This is a genomic window from Vibrio rumoiensis (assembly GCF_002218045.2).
Taxonomy (GTDB): domain Bacteria; phylum Pseudomonadota; class Gammaproteobacteria; order Enterobacterales; family Vibrionaceae; genus Vibrio; species Vibrio rumoiensis.
This window is the reverse complement of sequence record NZ_AP018686.1, coordinates 39,437-61,311: the sequence shown is the minus strand read 5'-3', so window position 1 is coordinate 61,311 and position 21,875 is coordinate 39,437. Positions and strand designations below refer to the sequence as shown.

Annotated in this window: 20 protein-coding genes; 15 read left to right on the top strand and 5 right to left on the bottom strand. The window is 43.5% G+C overall.

The annotated features are described in order from the left end of the window. Nucleotides 1–4: 4 nt before the first annotated feature. The 3 genes from VRUMOI_RS12895 to VRUMOI_RS12885 are packed head-to-tail and all read right to left on the bottom strand — an operon-like array spanning nucleotide 5 to nucleotide 3,114. On the bottom strand, nucleotides 5–1,255 hold the full coding sequence (locus VRUMOI_RS12895; RefSeq protein WP_089139292.1) for an MFS transporter: 1,251 nt from the start codon (nucleotides 1,253–1,255) through the stop codon (nucleotides 5–7). Between the two features lie 21 nt (nucleotides 1,256–1,276). Beyond that, nucleotides 1,277–2,059 (bottom strand): ABC transporter ATP-binding protein, encoded by a 783-nt coding sequence (locus tag VRUMOI_RS12890; protein ID WP_089139293.1) that lies wholly within the window; start codon nucleotides 2,057–2,059, stop codon nucleotides 1,277–1,279. Between the two features lie 2 nt (nucleotides 2,060–2,061). Beyond that, entirely contained in the window at nucleotides 2,062–3,114 is a 1,053-nt protein-coding gene (locus tag VRUMOI_RS12885; RefSeq protein WP_089139294.1) for a FecCD family ABC transporter permease, read from the bottom strand. 207 nt (nucleotides 3,115–3,321) lie between these two features. Between VRUMOI_RS12885 and VRUMOI_RS12880 the strand changes: the two genes are divergently transcribed. From VRUMOI_RS12880 to VRUMOI_RS12865, 4 genes are all read left to right on the top strand, one after another. Further along, nucleotides 3,322–4,410, top strand: a complete 1,089-nt coding sequence (locus tag VRUMOI_RS12880; protein WP_089139295.1) for an ABC transporter substrate-binding protein — start codon at nucleotides 3,322–3,324, stop codon at nucleotides 4,408–4,410. A 527-nt stretch (nucleotides 4,411–4,937) separates the two neighbouring features. Further along, entirely contained in the window at nucleotides 4,938–5,957 is a 1,020-nt protein-coding gene (locus VRUMOI_RS12875) for a TRAP transporter substrate-binding protein (RefSeq protein WP_089139296.1), read from the top strand. Between the two features lie 79 nt (nucleotides 5,958–6,036). Continuing rightward, nucleotides 6,037–6,612 (top strand): TRAP transporter small permease, encoded by a 576-nt coding sequence (locus VRUMOI_RS12870; protein ID WP_089139297.1) that lies wholly within the window; start codon nucleotides 6,037–6,039, stop codon nucleotides 6,610–6,612. A 12-nt stretch (nucleotides 6,613–6,624) separates the two neighbouring features. Then, the gene (locus VRUMOI_RS12865; protein ID WP_089139298.1) at nucleotides 6,625–7,911 is read left to right on the top strand and encodes a TRAP transporter large permease; all 1,287 of its coding nucleotides are present in this window, start codon (nucleotides 6,625–6,627) and stop codon (nucleotides 7,909–7,911) included. A gap of 127 nt (nucleotides 7,912–8,038) precedes the next feature. Here the strand turns inward: VRUMOI_RS12865 and VRUMOI_RS12860 are convergent, their stop codons facing one another. After that, a complete protein-coding gene (locus tag VRUMOI_RS12860) occupies nucleotides 8,039–8,467 on the bottom strand; it encodes an organic hydroperoxide resistance protein (RefSeq protein WP_089139299.1) in 429 nt (142 codons plus the stop codon). 121 nt (nucleotides 8,468–8,588) lie between these two features. Between VRUMOI_RS12860 and VRUMOI_RS12855 the strand changes: the two genes are divergently transcribed. From VRUMOI_RS12855 to vctC, 5 genes are all read left to right on the top strand, one after another. Beyond that, complete coding sequence (locus VRUMOI_RS12855) at nucleotides 8,589–9,020, top strand: MarR family winged helix-turn-helix transcriptional regulator (RefSeq protein ID WP_089139300.1); 432 nt, start codon at nucleotides 8,589–8,591, stop codon at nucleotides 9,018–9,020. Between the two features lie 115 nt (nucleotides 9,021–9,135). After that, on the top strand, nucleotides 9,136–10,083 hold the full coding sequence (locus tag VRUMOI_RS12850) for a siderophore ABC transporter substrate-binding protein (protein ID WP_089139301.1): 948 nt from the start codon (nucleotides 9,136–9,138) through the stop codon (nucleotides 10,081–10,083). A gap of 39 nt (nucleotides 10,084–10,122) precedes the next feature. Next, complete coding sequence (vctD, locus tag VRUMOI_RS12845; protein WP_089139302.1) at nucleotides 10,123–11,061, top strand: iron chelate uptake ABC transporter permease subunit VctD; 939 nt, start codon at nucleotides 10,123–10,125, stop codon at nucleotides 11,059–11,061. Beyond that, complete coding sequence (locus VRUMOI_RS12840) at nucleotides 11,051–12,073, top strand: iron chelate uptake ABC transporter family permease subunit (protein WP_089139303.1); 1,023 nt, start codon at nucleotides 11,051–11,053, stop codon at nucleotides 12,071–12,073. Before vctD ends, VRUMOI_RS12840 begins: the two co-directional genes overlap by 11 nt. A 5-nt stretch (nucleotides 12,074–12,078) precedes the next feature. Further along, nucleotides 12,079–12,837 (top strand): iron chelate ABC transporter ATP-binding protein VctC, encoded by a 759-nt coding sequence (vctC, locus tag VRUMOI_RS12835; RefSeq protein ID WP_089139304.1) that lies wholly within the window; start codon nucleotides 12,079–12,081, stop codon nucleotides 12,835–12,837. On the opposite strand, the gene VRUMOI_RS12830 is transcribed toward vctC, so the two are convergent. Beyond that, nucleotides 12,774–13,763, bottom strand: coding sequence for a LysR family transcriptional regulator (locus VRUMOI_RS12830; RefSeq protein ID WP_162598397.1), 990 nt, complete (start codon nucleotides 13,761–13,763; stop codon nucleotides 12,774–12,776). The two genes, vctC and VRUMOI_RS12830, sit on opposite strands and share 64 nt — an antisense overlap. Before the next feature lie 124 nt (nucleotides 13,764–13,887). On the opposite strand from VRUMOI_RS12830, the gene VRUMOI_RS12825 reads away from it, so the two are divergent. From VRUMOI_RS12825 to choW, 6 genes are all read left to right on the top strand, one after another. Beyond that, a complete protein-coding gene (locus VRUMOI_RS12825; RefSeq protein ID WP_089139306.1) occupies nucleotides 13,888–15,831 on the top strand; it encodes a ligand-gated channel protein in 1,944 nt (647 codons plus the stop codon). 275 nt (nucleotides 15,832–16,106) lie between these two features. Then, nucleotides 16,107–16,709 carry a transcriptional regulator BetI gene (betI, locus tag VRUMOI_RS12820; protein WP_089139307.1) on the top strand — a complete coding sequence of 201 codons (603 nt, stop codon included), beginning with the start codon at nucleotides 16,107–16,109 and terminating at the stop codon, nucleotides 16,707–16,709. Nucleotides 16,710–16,730: 21 nt separating this feature from the next. Then, the gene (gene betB, locus VRUMOI_RS12815) at nucleotides 16,731–18,191 is read left to right on the top strand and encodes a betaine-aldehyde dehydrogenase (protein WP_089139308.1); all 1,461 of its coding nucleotides are present in this window, start codon (nucleotides 16,731–16,733) and stop codon (nucleotides 18,189–18,191) included. Between the two features lie 84 nt (nucleotides 18,192–18,275). Then, nucleotides 18,276–19,976 (top strand): choline dehydrogenase, encoded by a 1,701-nt coding sequence (gene betA / locus VRUMOI_RS12810; RefSeq protein WP_089139309.1) that lies wholly within the window; start codon nucleotides 18,276–18,278, stop codon nucleotides 19,974–19,976. 33 nt (nucleotides 19,977–20,009) lie between these two features. Next, nucleotides 20,010–20,954 carry a choline ABC transporter substrate-binding protein gene (locus tag VRUMOI_RS12805; RefSeq protein WP_089139310.1) on the top strand — a complete coding sequence of 315 codons (945 nt, stop codon included), beginning with the start codon at nucleotides 20,010–20,012 and terminating at the stop codon, nucleotides 20,952–20,954. Nucleotides 20,955–21,027: 73 nt separating this feature from the next. Beyond that, nucleotides 21,028–21,873, top strand: coding sequence for a choline ABC transporter permease subunit (gene choW / locus VRUMOI_RS12800; RefSeq protein ID WP_089139311.1), 846 nt, complete (start codon nucleotides 21,028–21,030; stop codon nucleotides 21,871–21,873). Nucleotides 21,874–21,875 lie beyond the last annotated feature (2 nt).

The following is a 21,875-nucleotide window of genomic DNA, read 5'->3' as shown; positions in this document are numbered from 1 at the left end:
AGAGTTACTTCGAGTTTGCGGTTGCCTTTTCGGTTGCCATGCTGTCATCAACAGACGTGTGCTTTACTTGGTTAAATAAGCTCAACCCTGACAAAGCCCCTAATAAAGCAAAACCAACCCAAAGCCAGATCGATAAAAAGGCATTGAGGCCCAACAACCAACCTGCCCCCCAGTTACCAATAAACGCAAAAAAACCGCCAATACAAGAATACAAACCGTAGTAACTGGCAATATTTTTAGATTCCGCATAACGTGGAATATGTGCGCCAATTAATGGGTACACCATCATAGAACCGATACTCAACAAGCTTGCACATAAAATAAAAGAAAAAGCCGGATAGCCTTCAATGTGCACGCTCAACGCAAGGAAAGAACATCCCATAATCGCCATGCCATAACCCATGCCTTTGGCGATACCTAAGCGCTTTTCAATCCAACGGCTGATCGGTAGTTGCAACAACACACCTAAGATCGAGGAAGTTAAAAAGACCAACGTTGTATACGAAGGGTTACCGGTTTGCACTTTCACTTCATGTGGGATCGACAAGTACAACTGATGAAAAAGGATTTGGAAAACCGACGCGGCCAACACAAAGCGCATAAAAGCACGGTGCTTTAACATTACCAACCATTCTACCCAAAATGCTTGGGGCGCAGTATCTTGCACATGCTGTTGCTCGCGAGGCAAATAGTACCACTGCAAGATAAACAGAATGAAAAACAATAACGCAGAGCAATAACCGACCGCACTAAAGCTAATCGTAAACAAGGCTAAACCGATCACCGGCCCTGTGAGTTTACCGATTTCCGTACATAAATTTTGTAACGCAAATACACGGTTTCGCTCCGCATTATCAGGGTATTCAATCGACAAATACGCCTGACTACTTGGCGTAAATAAAGCGCCAGCAAACCCTGTTAGGAAAGCGCCGAATACAATCAAAGAAAAGTCATCGCTCACCGCAAGTAATAAAAATCCTGCAATGCGCACCAGACACCCCATTAAGATCAGACGTTTGTAGCCAAATTTATCACCGAGTGTGCCGCCAACCAGAAACAGACCTTGCTGACTCAATACCCGAAGGCCAATGATCAAGCCGACATACCAACTGCTGTAACCGAGGTCTTGTAAATGCTGTGCCAAATAAGGCAACAACATATAAAAACCAAGATTAAAGCTAAATGCATTAAAAACGAGAACGCGACTGGCGGGCGATAACAAAGCCCAGTCTTTCAAAAACTGTGAAGATTTCATTAACTAGTCAGACTCTTAAGGTTACGCAACACATTGGATTTTTGAGCGTAGCGTTCTCACAAACGGTCTTCCGCTATCATCAATGATCACATTGGCATCCACATCATAAATGTCTTTGATTAATGATGAGGTCAACACTTGGGTTGGATGTCCGACACTCACCAGTTCTCCACCTTTTAATACCAATAAATTATCGGCATATTGAGCGGCCAAATTCAGGTCATGTAGCACCATGACAGTGACATATTGTTGACGCACCGTTTCATACGATAAGTGTTCAAGCAGCACATGTTGGTAATGTAAATCGAGGGCGCTGACCGGTTCGTCTAGCATCATGATTTCTGGCTTTCGCATTAACGCTTGGGCAAATAAAATCATCTGACGTTGCCCACCACTTAAGGTTCGAACATCGCGGTTTGCCAACTCGGCTAAGCCAATATTATCTAAAATACCAATGGCTTCTTTTAACACCTCTTCGCTCAACGATAAACTGAGCGCATCCAACCGCCCGAGTAACACCACTTCGATCACCGTTAGATTCACATCGAGATGGATATCTTGCGGCATGTAACCAAAAAGGTGACGCCATTTTGATAACGATTGCTCTGACAGGCAGCTGCCTTTAAATGAAATCTCACCACTTTCCGGCTTAATATCGCCAAATAGCGTTTTCAATAATGAGCTTTTACCTGTGCCATTCGGGCCTAAAATCGCCGTCACTTGACCAGGTTTTAAATCAAAACTTAATCCATTGGCTAAGGTTAAGTCACCGATAGAGGTGGTTAAAGATTGAACCGAAAGCATGCTTAACCTCTCTTAAAAATGATCAGCCAGAAGAAAAAAGGAACCCCAATAATGGCGGTCACAATCCCGATAGGAAATAGTGCGCCGGGCACAATAATTTTGGATAGCACCGATGCGGTAGATAATAAGAATGCACCGATTAAGAAAGATAATGGCAAGAAGAAGCGTTGATCTTCACCCACTAATATTTTGGCAATATTGGGCGCGACGATACCGATAAAACCAATAATTCCGACAAAACTGGTAACAGTTGCAGTCATCAAGGCCACGATGAATAAGGTTTTCAATCTCAACCTAGCCACATTCACGCCAACACTTTTAGCGCGCTCTTCTCCGAGCCTTAATGAGGTTAATTTCCACGCATCTTGCAATAAGAAATAGCTTCCTGCGAACACCACTACCGTGACAATCGCTAAATTCGACCAAGTTGATTTCGACAAGCTGCCAAACAACCAAAATAAGATTTGCTGACTTAATTCAGGAGATGAGATGAATTGCACCAATGACAATAAAGATTGGAACAAAAACAACAATGCAATACCCGCTAAGATCAACTGACCTGAGCTGATATGCCTCATTGAAGCTAATGCAAATAAAAAGCAAGCAGACAACATGCAGCATACAAACGCCCCGATGGGCACCGCATAATCACTGTTTAAACCTAACGAACCAATATAAAGCATCAAGGCCGCGCCAAACCCAGCCGCCGCCGCCATCCCTAAGGTATACGGGCTGGCCATGGAGTTATTAAGCAAGGTCTGCATTTCTGCCCCGCCAACCCCCAACGCACCACCAACCACAATGGCCATGAGGGCAATCGGCAAGCGAAGGTTGGTGACGATGATCTGTGTGGAGGGCTCAACTTGAAAAGGTAGCCCGATAAATTCCAACAATGCATACAACACTTTTGACGCGTTGAGCATCGATGGGCCTGTCATAATATCAAAGATAAACGACCCTAATAATATCGCCACAAACAGCAACATCGTGGTTACTCGGCGACGCTCGCTTTTTCTTTGCTCTGCAACAGCTTGTAATAACAAATCGGCTTGCATCTATTTATTTACCTTACCTAAATACTTTCCCAATCCTATGAGCAATCGAGCCATTATTCGGTTATGGATACCGATAAAAGGCACTTAATTGACCACAAAGACGAATAGTATTGATAATTAATATCAACATCAATTAGTATTGTATCAAATTGTGAAAAGCATTTCGCGCTAAATAGACCTATCTATTACAAGGAATTATAGAAAGCCATGTTGAAATACATTCTTATCGCACTCGCCACCCTCAGTGCGACTGCCCAAGCAGCAACGACCACCGTGACCGATGTATTAAATCGCCAAGTCACGTTTGATGCCCCCGCCAAAAGAGTGATCGTCGGTTTCTACCCAGAAGATTATATGGCAATCGGCACAGTGAAAGCTTATGACCACGTGGTTGGCATGTCGAAATACATTTGGCAAGCAAGAGAAGCAAGCTGGAATGAATACGTTAAACAAGTACCGATTTTAAATAACATTCCTGAAATTGGCCGAGTGGATACCAATACCTTTTCGGTTGAAAAAGTGATCAGCTTAAACCCTGATTTATTGATGCTGGCGGATTGGCAATACAAAGCACTGGAAAGTGAAGTCGCGCAAATTGAATCGGCTGGCATTCCGATTGTAGTGGTCGATTACAACGCGCAAACTGTTGAACGTCATGTTCAAAGTACCTTATTGATCGGCAAAATTACCGGCCAAAACCAACGCGCCCAGACGATTGCTCAAGAATATAAAAAGACCGTCGATACTATCGAGAGCCGTTTAAAAGAAGCCAACTTACCAAAACCTAAAGTTTACACCGAATATGGCGCAACGGGCGTGAATGAAATTGGTTACACCTTTGGTAAAAACATGTGGGGCGCGATCTCAACCATGGCCGGTGGCGATAACATCTCTGCGCCTTATGTTGAATGGTGGGGCAAACTTAACCCAGAGCAAATCTTAGTCAGCAACCCAGATATTATTGTCATGACAGGCTATGAATCAGGCAGCACCGATACTGCGATGATTATGGGAGAAGGCGTCAGCGAAGAGGTGGCCCAAAAACGCCTACAAGGATTTAAGCAACGTAACGGTTGGTCGACACTGAATGCGGTGAAAAACAACCAAATGTATGCGGCGTACCACGGTGCTTGTCGAACGATTATTGATGCGGCAATGATTGAGTTTTACGCCAAAGCGATGTACCCAGATTTGTTTAAAGACTTAAACCCAAAACAGTCTTATCAAGACTTCTATAAAAAGTACCTGCCCGTGACCCCACAAGGCACTTTCATGACAAAACTGTCGTCTCTTTAACTTACATATACCTAACCTTCTGTCGGTATGACCTGACTGACAGAAGGTTAACATTTATCTTTCCAACGTCCTTATTACCACTTTATCCATCAAAAGCCTCAGCCTACACTTGCCAGTAAATAGACGATTAAGCAACCCGTTATCCTCTTCAAATTTCTTGATCTTTATCTATAGTGTTCTAAGTTTTAATTATCATTCTTTTACGCAAAACCGTCTTTAATTGGCGAAAATGGTGTTTTTCTATTGTTATTCACCAAGAAAAAAGCTCATCGGAAAACTAATAAAGAATAGACCTCTAACGATTTTACAGTGTAAAGGCTAATTTTGATGCCAAATCCGATCTTTATTTTTGTTAACAAGATCAACATTCAACAACAAAACCCCAACCAAAACGTGACAACGATCACACCAAGAAAGAGCCCATATAGTTGTCATGTGTTTAGCGGAAAGTGTTTGTGAAAAGATAAGTTATTGATCATCAACTTAGAACATCATTGATAATGATATCACCAAGGAAAGGAGAGCAAATGTTTACTCGAAATAACTTCAAGAAGCTTGCAACCGTCTCTTGTATTGCTGCAAGTATTGGTTTTTCAAGCTTCGCAAGTGCTGATACTTGGCGTTACGCTCACGAAGAATATGAAAATGATGTGCAGGATGTTTATGCACAGCAATTCAAAAAATACATTGAAGACCACTCAGACCACACTTTACAAGTTTATCGTTTTGGTGAACTTGGTGAGTCCGACGATATTATGGAGCAAACTCAAAACGGTATTTTGCAGTTTGTGAACCAATCCCCAGGCTTTACCGGTTCATTGATCCCAGAGGCACAAATTTTCTTTATCCCATATCTCATGCCAACGGATATTCAAGATGTGATTAAGTTCTTTGATTCCAGTAAGGCAATCAATGAGGATTTCCCTAAACTCTATGCTAAACAAGGCTTAGAGCTGTTAAAAATGTACCCAGAAGGGGAAATGGTTCTCACCACCGACGAGCCTGTTACCTCACCGGATGAGCTAAAAGGTAAGAAAATTCGTGTAATGACTAACCCTCTTTTGTCATCCACTTATGAAGCCTTTGGCGCCACCCCAACACCGTTACCTTGGGGCGAAGTATATGGCGCACTGCAAACCAATATGATTCAAGGTCAAGAGAACCCGATTTTCTGGATTGAATCAGGCGGTTTATATGAAGTGTCACCCAACCTAATCTTCACGCACCACGGTTGGTTTACCACCGCGTCAATGGCCAATAAAAAATTCTACGATGGCTTACCAGATAAAGATAAAACGCTCATCCAGAAAGCATCAGATTATGCTTATGATGCAACGATTAAGCACATTACTGGCTTAGCGGAAGAATCATTGAAAAAAATTCAATCTAAGAGCGATAAAGTCACCGTGACTCGTTTAACCGATGAGCAACTGGCGAAATTTAAAGCTAGAGCCCCTCAAGTTGAAAAGACCTTTATTGAAATGACTGGCGATAGTGGTAAAGCCTTGCTAGACCAATTTAAAGCCGATTTAAAAGCTTCACAATAATCATCAATAGTAGGATTGAGCACCGAAATACTGACGATAAAAAGGGAGTATTCGGTGCTCTTTATTGAAAGGAAGCACTATGCCCAACTCCGATAGATTAGACTATCAATCCGAACTACCCGGTTTATTGGGAAGTATCGATAACCTATTCAGTAAAGTTGAAGCCATCATGCTCGCCACGGGCGTCCTTCTCATGGCTTTAAATACTTGCATCAACGTGGTTGCACGATTTGTTTTTGGTGAAGGCTTATTCTTTGCCGGAGAAATCAACCGCATACTTATTATTCTCATCACTTTTGCCGGCATTGGTTTTGCCGCTCGACTTGGGCGACATATCCGAATGTCGGCATTTTTCGATATGTTGCCTAAAAAAGGGCGCAAATTTGTCATGATTGTGGTGTCGATTATCACCGCGGTCATTATGTTCGCTTTGGCGTACTTTTCTTTCCAATACATTATCAGTGTTTATGAACGAGGCCGGATCCTACCTGCGTTAGGCTTTGAGATCTGGTGGATTTATATCTGGGTTCCGCTCGGATTTGCCATTACTGGCCTGCAATACTTTCTCACCGCTTATAAGAATTTTATTAGTGATGACGTTTACCTTTCAAGCGGTGTCGCCGATGGCTACGCCGATCACGAACACGATTTATAAAAAGGCATTGATATGGCACTGACTTTAATGCTCATTATGCTGGTATTGCTGCTCATCGGCTTCCCTATGATGATCCCGCTTACCGCGGCAGCGCTTACCGGTTTTTACATGATGTTTGGCGGCATGAGCCAAATGGATACCTTCATTCAGCAAGTTCTTGGCGGGATCCGCCCTGCTTCCTTAATTGCGGTTCCTATGTTTATTCTTGCTGCCGATATCATGACGCGCGGCCAATCGGCTAACCGTTTAATCAATATGGTAATGACCTTTATTGGCCATATTAAAGGTGGGCTTGCGATCAGTACTGCCGCTTCTTGTACGCTTTTTGGCGCAGTGTCTGGATCAACTCAAGCCACTGTGGTTGCGGTTGGCTCTGCGCTGCGCCCTAAATTATTAAAAGCGGGCTACAGTGATTCTTTTTCTTTAGCGTTAATCATTAATGCCAGTGATATTGCCTTTTTGATCCCTCCAAGTATCGGCATGATTATTTATGGCGTGATTTCAGAAACCTCAATTGCTGAACTCTTTATTGCCGGTATCGGCCCTGGCTTAATGATTCTATTATTATTTTCTGTGTATTGTTACTTATATGCCGTCATCAAAAAGGTTCCAACAGAAGAGAAAGCCAGTTGGAGTGAACGCATCAGCGCCTCTAAGCGAGCCATTTGGCCATTAATGTTCCCTGTTATTATTGTTGGTGGTATCTATGGCGGTATATTCAGCCCCACTGAAGCCGCCGCGGTCTGTGTGCTGTATGCGATTATTTTAGAGTTTGTGATTTTCCGTTCTTTAAGCACTGAAGATATTTATGTCATCGCCAAATCCACGGGTTTAATTACGGCGGTGGTCTTTATTTTAGTGGGTGTGGGCAATGGCTTTTCATGGATTATTTCGTTTGCTCAGGTGCCGCAAACCATCTTAGATGCTATCGGTATCGATCAAATGGGGCCACTTGGTGTTCTCGCATCGATTTCTGTCGCGTTTTTTGTCGCCTGTATGTTTGTCGATCCCATCGTAGTGATCTTGGTATTAACGCCGATTTTTGCTCCAGCTATTCAAGCAACCGGCTTAGATCCTGTTCATGTCGGTATCATCATCACCTTGCAAGTGGCCATAGGTTCCGCCACGCCGCCTTTTGGTTGTGATATTTTCACCGCCATTGCGATCTTTAAACGCCCTTATTGGGAAGTCATTCGAGGCACCGGGCCATTTATTGCTATCTTATTGCTATCGGCTGCGTTATTGATTTTCTTCCCAAGCATTGCATTATTTTTAAGAGATATCGCGTTTGCGGACTAATCAATTCAGCAAACATCACCATTAAGATACAAAAAGGCCTCACGCTATATCAATAACGTGAGGCCTTTGTTTTTATCTGAACGCTTTTTCTATTAGCTTAAAGGGTTTTTTTTAAGCAACCGATCTTTTAAGCAACAGAAAGCTCAATCGCAATGTTGCCACGAGTCGCATTTGAGTACGGGCAAACTTCGTGCGCTTTATTGACTAACTCTTGTGCTGTCGCTTTATCAAGATCGCCAACATTCACTTCTAATTTCACGGCAATACCAAATCCGCCTTCAATTGGGCCAATCGAGACTTCAGAATTGATATGCGTATCTTTTGGTAACGCCACTTTTGCTTGGCCTGCCACTAATTTCAGTGCGCCGATAAAGCATGCTGCGTAACCTGCGGCAAACAGTTGCTCTGGGTTGGTGCCTTGACCGTCATCACCGCCTAGACCTTTTGGTGTAGAAAGCGCAACATCCAAACGACCATCATCTGATTTTGCTGAACCTTCACGTCCACCTGTTGCGGTCGCTTTAGCGGTGTAGGCAACACTTTGTAGTTCTTTCATTTTTCATTCCTTTTGGTTGAGCGAAAATACTTTGCATGCAAAATACTAGATCGTAAAAACGTTAATTGCAAATACTTTGTGTGCAAACTAAAATGGCGATAAGCACAAAATGAGAATAGACATGAAACATCCCCAACTCAAACTCGACAACCAAATTTGTCATCGTCTGTATATGGCCTCTAACGGGCTAACACGTACTTATCGTGATTCGTTAGCCGAGCTCAACTTAACTTACCCTCAATATGTGGTGATGATGGCGCTGTGGGAAAAAGACGGTATTAGCATTACCGCCTTACTTGAGAAAACCGCGATTGATGGCAGCGCGATGACGCAAATCCTCAAAAAGATGGGGGATAAGCAACTTTTGAATATCCTCAAAGATGAACAAGACAAACGAAAACGAGTCGTAAAATTAACCGCTCAAGGTCAGATAATGCAATCACAGGCCGCCGAGATCCCAGAGCGCATTCGTTGTCAATTTCCTAGTTTAGAGAATGAAGAAGCCAAACTATTAGTGCAGCTGCTTGATAAAGTGATTAACGATCTCGATTAACCGCAAATCAATAGCCGGCTTTAACTAAATTTACACTTGTGAGTATTGATTTCTTATTCTTGCCCTATATAGTAATCGGAATGATAATAATTATCGATTACATAAAGGATAAGAAATGAAGTGCTTTAAAAAATCTGGATTGATTGCCTCCGCTTTACTCTCTGTTGCCGCATTAAGCTCAATGTCAGCTCATGCTAAGTCGGTCACGGTAGATCACATAATGGGCTCAACGACCTTAGAATCACCACCACAGCGTGTTGTCGTGATTGGTACAGGGGCTCTGGATGCGGTTGATGCGCTTAATATAAAGCCGGTTGCGGTGTCTAAAGGAACGGCACTGCCAGATTACCTCAAGCAATATAACGCCGATAACATCGCTTCTTCTGGCACCATTTTTGAACCGGATTTTGAAACCATTTATAGCCAGAAGCCTGATCTTATTATTGTTGGCCCCCGCAGTTCGAAACACTTTAAAGAACTCTCTAAGATCGCGCCAACTTTCGTGTTTGCTGTCGAAAATGGCACCGATTACTGGCAAAACACTCAAGCCCTTTGGCACGACTTAGGTGAAATCTTTGATAAAGAAGCCTTAGTTAATCAAAAGATTGATGCGTTAAACCAACGTTTTGCGGCGATTAAATCTTATAACCAAAGCCATGATATGGATGCATTAATGCTGATGAGTTCTGGCGGCAATGTGACATCCTTTGGCGAAGGCTCACGTTTTTCTGTGTTGTACAAAGATTTCGGCTTCAAACCAAGTATCACGGTCAAAGATAAGAAATCAGAAAAAACCGGTGGCCATGGTCAACTGGTTTCTTATGAATTAGTCAGCCAACAAAACCCATCGACACTACTTATCCTCGACCGCGATAAACTGGTCAATAAGGGCAAAAGCACCACCCGCCAAGACTTTGATAATGATTTAGTTAAATCGACGAATGCCTATAAAAATCATCGCATGATCTATCTTGATATTCCCGCTTGGTATGTAGCAAGCTCTGGCATTACCGCCACACAAACCATGGTGAAAGACATCGAATCTTTAACCAAAACTCAGTAATTAATGATTCGTTATTAAGAGTGAAAACTTGAGGTTGTTGTGGCTAAATTACTGATCGTTTTAGTCTGCCTAAGTTTGTCTTCACTATTTGTTGGGGTGGGTAACGTATCGTTAACCCACCTTATTCATGGTGATGCCAATACCTGGCAATTATTTATCTATAGCCGAGTACCACGTTTACTCGCCATTTTACTGGCCGGCGGCGGGTTAAGCATTGCTGGGCTTATCATGCAGCAAATTAGCCAAAATCGATTTGCTGCCCCTTCGACATCCGGCACCATTGAATGTGCGATGTTAGGGTTTGTCTTGAGCCTAGTGATTTTTGGTAATGGTGACCAACTGTGGCTTATCTTTGCGACCTCGATGATCGGTACACTATTTTTTGTTCAACTGATCCAACGCATTCAGTTTAAAAACGCCGTCTTTGTGCCGCTGATCGGGATTATTTTCGGCAATATTGTGTCCTCAATGGCGACTTTTATTGCTTATAAATACGATGCGCTACAAAACTTATCCGGCTGGGCTGTCGCCAATTTTGCCAATATTTTAGCGGGCAACTTTGAGCTTCTTTATATTGCGATACCCGTTTCTATTTTTAGCTACCTCTACGCCACACGAATTTCCGCTGTAGGGATGGGAAAAGACTTCGCAATAAATCTGGGTTTAAATTACCAACAAGTGATGACGATTGGGGTAGCGCTGGTGTCGATTATGTCGGCATCGGTAGTGATGATTGTTGGCCAATTGCCCTTTTTAGGCTTAATCGTGCCGAACTTAGTCAACCGCTTCTATGGTGACAACCTACGCAAAAACATTCCTCGTACCGCCTTATTAGGCGCCATCTTAGTGCTCGCGTGCGATTTAGTGGGCCGCTTGTTGATCTTCCCTTATGAAGTCCCGATTTCGATGGTGATTAGCTTACTTGGTGGCAGTGTATTTATTTTCTTAATATTGAAAGGGATGAAGCATGGACACTAAATCATTACGTCGAGTCCCGTTTAAAAGCCAGATTAACCCGTTAAGTAACAAGATCTCATGGTCTGGCGATACACCAAAAATCGTTGCCTTATTCGTACTCAGCCTTGTGATGGCCGCGCTATTTATTGGCTATGGTCTAACGGTTGATAACTACCAATATTTCTTATCACGCCGTGTGCCTAAAGTACTCGCAATGGTGATTGCAGGCTTTGCGATTGGCATTGCCTCTTTTTGTTTTCAAACCATCACCAATAACCGCATCTTAACCCCGAGTATCATGGGGTTTGACTCGCTTTACTTACTCATTCAAGTGTTAGTCGTCACTGTATTTGGCGGCTTAAGCGTGATGATGACCAACCATGTGATTAATTTTTCAATATCAGTGGTCATGATGATGGGATTCTCGTTGATCTTATTTCTAGTGTATTTTCGTTATTCCGCCAGCAATATTATTTCTCTACTGTTATTAGGCGTGATTTTTGGTCAGCTCTTTCAAAGTGCTTCGTCTTTTTTAACCATGCTTATGGATCCAGATGAGTTTGCTAATGTGCAGGCCAGTATGTTTGCCAGCTTCAATAATATTGATACTGAGTTAGTGTATTGGACATTGCCGATTCTAGTATTCGTATCTGTTTGGTTATTTAAGCTGCATCGTACTCTCGATGTATATCTACTCGACCAAGATAATGCCACCAGCCTAGGGGTCGATATCAAACGTACCACCCGAACGGTGCTACTACTGTCCTCGGTATTAATTGCGATTTCTACCGCCTTAATTGGCCCGATTATGTTCTTCGGTTTACTGATCACCAATCTGACACGCGAGTGGTTAAAGACCTACCAACATAAGTACTTACTTACTGCCTGTGGCTTAATGTCAGTAGCCACGCTATTAACTGGCCAATGGATTATTGAAAAAGCATTTGGCTTCGAAACCACCTTAAGTGTGGTGATTAATTTTGTTGGTGGGCTCTATTTCTTATTCCTGCTCTTACGCAATAAAGTGGTGTAACTCTGATGATTGAATTAAAACAACTGACCAAACGTTTTGGTGAACATCCGGTCGTTCAAAATGCCAGTGCCGAATTTGCCAAAGGAAAAGTCACTGCGATTATTGGCCCCAATGGCGCAGGAAAAAGCACCCTACTTTCGATGGCAGGAAGGTTATTGAAACGGGATGAAGGCGAAGTATGGATTGACGGCAAAGAACTGGTGGAGTGGGATACCAAAGCGCTCGCAAAACGTTTGTCAGTATTGCGCCAAGCCAATAGCTTTAGCTTACGTTTTACGGTGCGAGAGCTGATATCCTTTGGCCGATTCCCTTATTGTCAGGGCAACTTGAAAGCGAGCGATCAACAAGCAATAGATAAAGCGATTGAGTACCTAGAACTGAGTCAGATCCAAGATAAATACCTTGATGAACTCAGTGGTGGCCAGCGACAGTTAGCCTTTATTGCCATGGTGATAGCGCAAGACACGGACTATATCTTTTTAGATGAGCCGCTCAATAACCTCGACATTAAACACTCATTACAAATTATGGCGACCATCCGCCGACTTGCTCATGAGCTCAATAAAGCGGTGGTCATTGTGATCCATGATATCAACTTCGCGTCTTGCTATTCCGACACCATTATTGCCCTTAAAAAAGGCGAAATTGTTGCAAAAGGAACGGTAGCTCAAGTGATTGATAGCTCGGTGTTATCTGAAATTTATGAAACACCATTTAATGTCATTGAAGTCGATGGCAAGCGCATGTGCTTATACTTTTCATAAGTAGCATTAGCGTGGCTAACCCTAGGCTCTAGCCACGCTTTAGGAGCATTGTCATTCAGCGCTTTTATCAAGGTTTGCACTCTTAATGGCAATACACCTGCCGCAAAGTAACACACGATAGGACGCGCCGCGCTATACCATTCAGGCATGCACAATTCTATATTTCCCGGGTGCGCTTGTGAGTAATTATTGGCAACCCAAGTAGGCAATAAACCAATGCCGTAACCCGATGCAATAGAGTCAATCTGCAATAATAAATTATCACTGGTTAAGCGGCTGATCGGTGGCATCGCCATGCAGTGTTCTTGCCCATTAGACAGGTAGATAGTGCTGCTACCATCACATTCAAATGGCAACCATTGATGAGCACTGAGGTGATTGGGATGCGTCGGTACACCATGTTGCTTGATGTAATCCGGCGAAGCATATAAACCAAACTGCCAGTAACCCAAGGTTTTCTTACGCCATGTGCCCGGCAAATCTTGCTCGCCAATCGACAACACAATATCCGGTTCATTTTGAAAATAGTCATCACGCATCTCGGTAAATAACCGAATATTCACCTGTGGATGCGTATCAAGAAACTGATGACATTGCGCGCGCAGCCAACCTCGAATCAAACTCGGAGGGGCAATCATCGTCACTTCCCCACTCACGCTTTGCTTCAAGGATTGTAAAGCGTTCTGCGACTCTTCCGCCATCGTAAGTAAGCGCTCACAATATTCGGCAAACACTTCCCCTGCACGAGTTAGCATTAAACGAGAACCTTGCTTGATAAACAACGCTTGCCCCAACTCCGTTTCTAGTTGTGCTAAACGGCGGCTAATGGTCGATTTAGGCTGGTTCAATGCTTTGGCAGCCGCCGTCACGCTGTGATAACGACTTAATGCAGCAAATGCTCGAATTCCTTGTAATTCAGTTTTCATAACACTTTCAACTTGTATCCCATATTTGGAACAGCCTGTTCCACTCATTGATCTATTCAATAGCGGCCAAGATGGCAATAATCGCAAATGAATTTAAGAATCATTATCATTTAAAGGAATAACAATGTCTAGCTACCGTTTACCGCTTTCCTCTTTAGCGGGATCAATTTTATTGGCTACCAGTGCTCACGCAGCGCAATCCACTTCTTCAACTGAAACGATGGTTGTCACCGCATCCGGTCACGAACAAGCTGAAATCACCGCTCCCGCGAGCATCAGCGTGATCACTCGAGATGAATTAGACAACAAACACTATCGTGATGTGACGGATGCGCTAAAAACCGTTCCCGGTGTCACCATTACTGGTGGTGGCGATAATAAAGATATTAGTATTCGTGGCATGGGCTCGGCTTATACTTTGATTCTGGTCGATGGTAAGCGTCAATCTTCTCGCCAAACTCGTCCAAACAGTGATGGCCCGGGGATTGAACAAGGCTGGCTGCCACCTTTAGAAGCGATTGAGCGTATCGAAGTCATTCGAGGGCCAATGTCGACCCTTTATGGCTCGGATGCAATTGGTGGTGTTATCAACGTGATTACTCGCAAAGATAACCAGCAATGGCATGGTAATGTTCAACTCGGCACCACCATTCAAGAAAATCGTGATTCAGGCAACGAACGCAGTGCGAATTTCTTCTTAGCCGGCCCACTGACTGACAAGTTGACCGCTCAATTTAATGGTCAAACGACCGTGCGTGATGAAGATGACATTACCAATGGTTATGAAGATAAAGACCTCAATAGCTTTAATTCCAAATTGACCTATCAAATCAATCAAGACCACGATATTTCATTAGAAGCTGGGATCAGTGAGCAAACTCGCGCAGGCACGGTGGGTAAATCGGTTGCAACTTCTGGCTGCCGAGGCACCTGTGAAAATTCTTTAGATGAATACAAACGAACCAATTATGCGATCAGTCATCAAGGTAATTGGGGCATAGTAGGTTCTTCGAATACCTACCTGCAATATGAAGACTCGGAGAACAAAACCCGAGAAATGGAAAGCATGAACACCGTGTTCAAAACCAGCCTTGTCACCCCTATTTATTCCCATACTTTGACATCCGGCTTTGAATACACTTATGAAAAGCTTGAAGATTACACCTCAAATAGCGCATCTGATTTAACTAAATTAGATAGCTATCGTTATGCGTTCTTTTTAGAAGATGAGTGGGCGATTGTCGACTCATTCAGCTTAACTGTTGGTGCACGTTTGGATGATGATAAAAACTACGGCACTCATGTGAGCCCACGCGCTTATGGCGTTTGGAGCTTAACCCCAAACTGGGTATTAAAAGGCGGCGTCTCCACTGGTTATCGTGCACCTACGTTACGCGAAACGTCTGCTGACTGGGCACAAGGCAGCCGAGGCGGTGACATTTATGGCGATCCGGATCTCAAACCTGAAACCTCAGTAAACCAAGAAATCAGTTTAAACTACCAAGCTGACTTTGGGTTAACTTCATCGGTGACGGTTTTCCATAATGATTTCAAGGACAAAATTACTCGTGTTGCCTGCCCAAGTTGTGGCCCGATCAATAGCAGTGGTAGTGTGGCGACTAAACGTACAAACGTGGATAAAGCAGAAACACAAGGGGTTGAATTTGCTCTAGGTACTCCGCTAGGTCAAAGTGTCTTCTGGAATGCCAGCTACACCTTTAATGACTCTGAGCAAAAATCCGGTGATTATAAAGGCCAACCTTTAGTTCAACTGCCAAAACACTTATTTAGTACCGATCTTTCTTGGCAAGCCACCTCTGACTTAGAAGCCTGGACGCAAGTCACTTATCACGGCGAAGAAATGGAACCCGTTTCTGGCCCATCATCAAGCAGTCTAGAAGCGCCTTCGTATACTTTCTGGGACATGGGTGTCAGCTATCACTTAACCAGCAATGTGTCAGTGAACGCGGCGATTTATAACTTATTGGATGAAGAAGTCACTTATGACGATTACGGATATGTAGAAGATGGACGTCGTTACTGGGTTGGGATGAATATCGGGTTTTAATCCACTTTGACTTTCATAATATAAAAACGCCAACCGAATCTGGTTGGCGTTTTTTATCCCTCCTTTCTTCCCCCCAAAACTCATTACATCCATAATAAAATGTTTTATTTGTTAATTTTTTTAACATCACATAAAGCTATGAAAGTTAAAGAAATAATGTACACCCTTCCACCCAAAACGCCATCAAACCCTAAATATTGATTTGAGGTCTAAACATTTTATGTGTAGCATTATTGTTAATTAACCGTTCAATAAAAAATAAATGGGTTCAAAATATGCCAAAAGTTGGAATGCCTGATATTAGAAAGCCGCAACTTGTAAAAGCTACTATGGCGGTCATTGAAAGAGTCGGTTTGCATGGCGCGAGCATTTCGCTCATCAGTAAAGAAGCGGGTGTATCAACGGGTATTATTAACCATTATTTTGGCGGTAAACACGGACTACTAGAAGAAACAATGCGAGCGATTTTAAGAGAGCTCTCCGACACGGTAAAAATCAAATTGAGCGGCCTGCCAAACCATGCTCATCAACAACGCATTATTGGCATTGTGAACGCTAACTTTGAGGGCTTTCAGGCTGAAAACAAAGTTGCAAAAACATGGTTAGCATTCTGGTCTTATTCCATGCATGACGCCCAACTAAAAAGACTTCAACGTGTCAATGAACAGCGTTTGCTTTCACATTTAAGAATTGAATTAAAAGCGCTACTCCCCGATGAACAAGCCAGTTTAGTTGCTCATGGAATTGCATCTCTAATCGATGGTATTTGGTTGCGTGGCACTTTAAATCCAGAGGGTATTGATGCCGAAAAAGCGCGAGAGATTATCAATGACTACCTCGATAAACAGCTCGCTTTTTACCTTCAATCTTCACTTTAAATTACATCATTAGGCTTTTATATGACCACAGAAACTCTATACATCCACGGCCAATTGACTGCCGCAACATCTGGTGAAACCTTCCACAATATTAACCCTGCCAATGGTGAAGTGATCGCTGAAATCGGGCAAGCCTCACAGGATGATCTCAATAAAGCGATAGCATCAGCAAAGCAAGGCTTTCAAGTATGGTCCAAAATGAGCGCCGTGGAACGTAGTCGAATTTTATTAAAAGCGGTTGAAATCCTTAGAGCACGAAACGATGAATTGGCGACTTTAGAAGTAGCTGATACTGGTAAACCGCTGCAAGAAGCACTAGAAGTCGATATTGTCACCGGTGCTGACGTGATTGAATATTACGCTAACCTCGTTCCAAGCTTACAAGGTGAACAACAACCCCTTAATGATGAACAATTTTTCTATACTCGCCGTGAACCTTTAGGCATTTGTGCTGGCATTGGCGCATGGAACTATCCAATTCAAATCGCCATGTGGAAATCGGCTCCAGCACTAGCCGCAGGTAACGCGATGATCTTCAAACCTTCAGAAGAAACGCCACTTTCCGCTCTAAAGCTGGCTGAAATATTTACCCAAGCAGGCGTACCGGATGGCGTATTTAATGTTATCCAAGGCGATTACCGCGCAGGTCAAATGCTAACCGCTCACCCAGATATCGCGAAAGTTTCCTTCACCGGTGAATCTGGCACAGGTAAAGCCATCATGGGTGATAGCGCCAAGACATTAAAGTCAGTCACTATGGAATTAGGTGGTAAATCACCGTTAGTTATATTTGATGATGCCAAACTTGATCAAGCGGTATCCGCTGCCATGGTAGCGAACTTTTATACTCAAGGTGAAGTGTGTACCAATGGTACCCGAGTCTTTGTACATCAAGACATCTACCAAGATTTCATTACACAATTAAAACATCGTACCGAGAAAATGACGATTGGTGATCCTATGGACATCAATACTCAAGTCGGGGCACTGATTTCTAAACAGCATTTAGACAAAGTGTTGGGCGCGATTGAAACCGCCAAACACAGCGGCGCTAAATTGCTCACAGGCGGCCACCAAGTGACCGAAAATGGATTAGATAAAGGTAACTTTGTCGCACCAACAGTGTTTATCGATTGTGAAGACGACATGGCGCATGTTCAACATGAAATCTTCGGCCCCGTGATGTCCGTTTTACCCTTTAGTAATGAAGACGAAGTGATCAAACGAGCCAATGCAACCGACTACGGTCTTGCTGCGGGTGTTTTCACTCAAAACCTATCGCGTGCCCATCGCGTTATTCATCAACTAGAAGCCGGTATTTGCTGGATAAATACCTGGGGAGATTCCCCCGCTGAAATGCCGGTTGGTGGTTATAAGCACTCCGGTATTGGCCGCGAAAATGGCACTGAAACCCTACGTCACTATACGCAAACCAAAAGTGTGTTTGTCCATCTTGGTGACTTCGAAAGCCCTTATGAATAAGGCAAATCATTTATCTATCGTTGAGAAATCACTCACGAGTCTTTAAACCGATACGTTCTTAAACGGAAGCGGAGAATCAATCTTATGCAACAACGCTACGATTATATTATCGTCGGCGCGGGTTCGGCCGGCTGCGTATTAGCCGACCGACTCAGCGAATCTGGTGAACATAACGTTTTACTATTAGAAGCTGGTGGCAGTGATAAAAGCATTTTCATTCAAATGCCCACTGCACTTTCTTATCCGATGAACAGTGAAAAATACGCTTGGCAGTTTGAAACCAAAGCCGAATCAGGCCTTGATGGCCGTCAATTACACTGCCCTCGAGGAAAAGTACTTGGTGGTAGCTCCTCGATTAACGGTATGGTTTATGTACGTGGCCATGCTTGTGACTTTGACCAGTGGGAAGAATCCGGTGCACAGGGTTGGAATTATCAAAACTGTTTGCCTTATTTTCGTAAAGCGGAAAGCTGGTTCGAAGGCGGTAATGATTATCGTGGTGGCAACGGCCCAGTTGGGACCTGCAACGGTAATAACATGGAGCGTAATCCTTTATACCAAGCATTTATTGATGCCGGAAAAGAAGCCGGTTATCCAGAAACTCAAGATTACAACGCCTATCAACAAGAAGGCTTTGGTCCAATGCATATGACGGTTGATGGCGGCGTTCGCGCTTCCACTTCTAATGCTTATCTACGTCGAGCACTTAAACGTTCAAACTTAACACTATTAACCGGCATCGTCGCTCATAAAGTCTTACTCGAAGGCAAGACAGCCTATGGGGTTGAATACGAAAAATCTGGGCAAATCGTTCAGGTTTATGCAGCTCAAGAAGTCATTTTAAGTGCAGGACCTATCGGCTCTGTGCAACTGCTCCAGCTGTCAGGTATCGGCGATCGTGCAACATTAAAACATGCAGGCGTAGAATTAAAACACGAATTACCAGGTGTCGGTGACAACCTACAAGACCATTTAGAGGTTTACTTTCAATATGAATGTAAACAACCCATCACGTTAAACAGCAAACTAGGTCTAGTCAGTAAAGGCTTAATTGGCGCCGAGTGGCTCTTAAAGCGCACCGGATTAGGCGCTACCAATCACTTTGAATCTTGTGCTTTTATCCGGTCACGTAAAGGCTTGAAATGGCCAAATATTCAATACCATTTCTTACCCGCCGCCATGCGTTATGATGGTCAAGCCGCCTTTGATGACCATGGTTTCCAAGTTCATGTTGGACCGAATAAACCCGAGAGTCGTGGCCGGGTCACTATTGAATCAAACGATCCTCATACGAAACCAAGCATCGAGTTCAATTACATTTCAACCGAGCAAGATCGTCAGGATTGGCGTGACTGCATTCGCCTTACCCGTGAAATTTTAGCTCAGCCTGCTATGGATCGTTTCCGAGGCAAAGAGATCCAACCCGGTATTGAAATTGAATCCGATCAAGCCATAGATCAATGGGTAAAAGAGAACGTAGAAAGTGCCTATCACCCATCCTGTACCTGCAAAATGGGGTCAAGTAATGATCCTATGGCCGTAGTTGATGAAAATTGCCGCGTACTTGGTATTAACAATCTACGAGTCGTCGACTCTTCTGTTTTCCCGGTAATCCCTAACGGCAACTTAAATGCACCAACCATCATGGTGGCAGAGCGTGCCGCCGATATGATTTTAGGCCAACCTTTACTGACTCCCGATAATGTTCCGGTTTGGACTGATCCAAATTGGCAATATACACAACGCAGCCACCAACCGGTACGCGCTTTACCACTAAACCAATAATTAATAGCAAGTCACTGATTACAAGGAATGATTATGTCACTTAAAAAAACAGCACTATTCACGTTAGGACTTACCAGCCTAGTTACTTTTAACGCCTATGCTAATCAATGTGAAACCGTACGTTTCTCGGATGTTGGTTGGACCGATATCACAGCAACCACGGCCGTTACCAGCCAATTATTGCAAGGTATGGGTTACCAAACCGAAACAGAATTACTGTCGGTTCCCGTGACCTACTCCTCAATGGCAAATGGCGATATCGATATCTTTCTCGGTAACTGGATGCCAACCATGGAAAATGACATCAAGAAATATAGAGAATCAGGCAAAGTAGAAACGGTTCGAGCTAACCTAGAAGGCGCTAAATACACATTGGCAGTACCTAAGTACGTATATGATGCCGGGGTTAAAACGTTCGCGGATATTGCTAAAAATGCTGACAAATTTAACGACCGCATTTACGGCATCGAACCGGGTAACGATGGTAATCGCCTACTGCAAAGCATGATTGATCAAGATGCCTTTGGCCTAAAAGATTTCCGATTAGTCGAATCGAGTGAAGCAGGCATGGTCTCTCAGGTCACCCGTGCGGTACGTCGTAATCAATGGATTGTTTACCTAGGTTGGGCACCACACCCTATGAACAGCAAAGTTGAGATGAAATATCTTGCCGGTGGTGATGACTTCTTTGGCCCTAACTATGGTGGCGCCAGCGTGCATACTAACGTGCGACAAGATTACCTAACCCAGTGCCCGAATGTCGGAAACCTATTAACCGATCTTAAATTCAGCCTGGAGATGGAAAATCAGATCATGAATTCGATCTTAAACCAAAACAAAAAGCCAGCTATCGCGGCTCGTGAATGGTTAAACCAACACCCTGAACAAATCCAAACGTGGCTAAAAAATGTCAAGACACTCAATGGCCAACCTGCAGCGCCAGCTGTGATTGCTTATCTCAAACAACCAGTTAAGTAGTTAATAAACGCAACATTCTTTTTATATTTTCAATTGGACTGGCGGGTGTAAGCTCGCTAGATAAGGCAGTACTGTGAATTTCATTACCGATCATAAAATCCCACTCGGACATTGGATGGAAATCGTTGTTGATTGGCTCACGATCAATGCAGCAACACTTTTCGACACAATTTCTATCTTTCTTGAAACCGTGATTATGAGTCTAGTCAGCGTTTTTCAGTGGCTACCACCAGCGGTGCCTATCGTGGTTACCGCGGCACTTGCTTGGTATTTACACCGTAAATTATCCCTAGTGGTGTTCATCATTGCATCGCTACTACTGATTTTAAATATGGGCTATTGGCAAGAAATGCTGGAAACCTTTGTTCTCGTCTTTGCGGCGACAACGATTTCCGTATTAATTGGCGTCCCATTAGGCATCATGGCCGCGCATCGCCCTTGGTTGTATACCTTAATGCGCCCTATTTTAGATTTAATGCAAACCGTTCCAACCTTTGTGTACCTTATTCCTACCTTAGTGTTATTTGGGTTAGGGATAGTACCGGGGCTCATTTCGACCATTATTTTCGCTATCGCAGCTCCGATCCGTTTGACCTATCTAGGCATTATTAAAGTTCCAGAAGAACTGGTTGAAGCGGGTAAAGCATTTGGTGCTAGTCGAATGAAGCTTTTATTTAAAGTTGAATTACCAGCCGCGCTGCCAAGCATTATGGCAGGTGTGACTCAATGTATTATGTTATCGCTTTCTATGGTCGTGGTCGCCGCACTCGTTGGCGCCGATGGCTTAGGTAAACCCGTCATCCGAGCGCTAAACACCGTCAATATTTCTCAAGGATTCGAAGCTGGATTAGCCATTGTTCTGGTCGCCATCATTCTTGATCGTTTATGCAAAACACCAAACCAAGCTAAAGAGGGATAATT

Excerpts from the sequence above, each read along its gene's own strand:
- VRUMOI_RS12895 (WP_089139292.1), bottom strand. The coding sequence starts at position 1,255 with ATGAAATCTTCACAGTTTTTGAAAGACTGGGCTTTGTTATCGCCCGCC.
- VRUMOI_RS12890 (WP_089139293.1), bottom strand. The coding sequence starts at position 2,059 with ATGCTTTCGGTTCAATCTTTAACCACCTCTATCGGTGACTTAACCTTA.
- VRUMOI_RS12885 (WP_089139294.1), bottom strand. The coding sequence starts at position 3,114 with ATGCAAGCCGATTTGTTATTACAAGCTGTTGCAGAGCAAAGAAAAAGC.
- VRUMOI_RS12880 (WP_089139295.1), top strand. The coding sequence starts at position 3,322 with ATGTTGAAATACATTCTTATCGCACTCGCCACCCTCAGTGCGACTGCC.
- VRUMOI_RS12875 (WP_089139296.1), top strand. The coding sequence starts at position 4,938 with ATGTTTACTCGAAATAACTTCAAGAAGCTTGCAACCGTCTCTTGTATT.
- VRUMOI_RS12870 (WP_089139297.1), top strand. The coding sequence starts at position 6,037 with ATGCCCAACTCCGATAGATTAGACTATCAATCCGAACTACCCGGTTTA.
- VRUMOI_RS12865 (WP_089139298.1), top strand. The coding sequence starts at position 6,625 with ATGGCACTGACTTTAATGCTCATTATGCTGGTATTGCTGCTCATCGGC.
- VRUMOI_RS12860 (WP_089139299.1), bottom strand. The coding sequence starts at position 8,467 with ATGAAAGAACTACAAAGTGTTGCCTACACCGCTAAAGCGACCGCAACA.
- VRUMOI_RS12855 (WP_089139300.1), top strand. The coding sequence starts at position 8,589 with ATGAAACATCCCCAACTCAAACTCGACAACCAAATTTGTCATCGTCTG.
- VRUMOI_RS12850 (WP_089139301.1), top strand. The coding sequence starts at position 9,136 with ATGAAGTGCTTTAAAAAATCTGGATTGATTGCCTCCGCTTTACTCTCT.
- VRUMOI_RS12840 (WP_089139303.1), top strand. The coding sequence starts at position 11,051 with ATGGACACTAAATCATTACGTCGAGTCCCGTTTAAAAGCCAGATTAAC.
- vctC (WP_089139304.1), top strand. The coding sequence starts at position 12,079 with ATGATTGAATTAAAACAACTGACCAAACGTTTTGGTGAACATCCGGTC.
- VRUMOI_RS12830 (WP_162598397.1), bottom strand. The coding sequence starts at position 13,763 with ATGAAAACTGAATTACAAGGAATTCGAGCATTTGCTGCATTAAGTCGT.
- VRUMOI_RS12825 (WP_089139306.1), top strand. The coding sequence starts at position 13,888 with ATGTCTAGCTACCGTTTACCGCTTTCCTCTTTAGCGGGATCAATTTTA.
- betI (WP_089139307.1), top strand. The coding sequence starts at position 16,107 with ATGCCAAAAGTTGGAATGCCTGATATTAGAAAGCCGCAACTTGTAAAA.
- betB (WP_089139308.1), top strand. The coding sequence starts at position 16,731 with ATGACCACAGAAACTCTATACATCCACGGCCAATTGACTGCCGCAACA.
- betA (WP_089139309.1), top strand. The coding sequence starts at position 18,276 with ATGCAACAACGCTACGATTATATTATCGTCGGCGCGGGTTCGGCCGGC.
- VRUMOI_RS12805 (WP_089139310.1), top strand. The coding sequence starts at position 20,010 with ATGTCACTTAAAAAAACAGCACTATTCACGTTAGGACTTACCAGCCTA.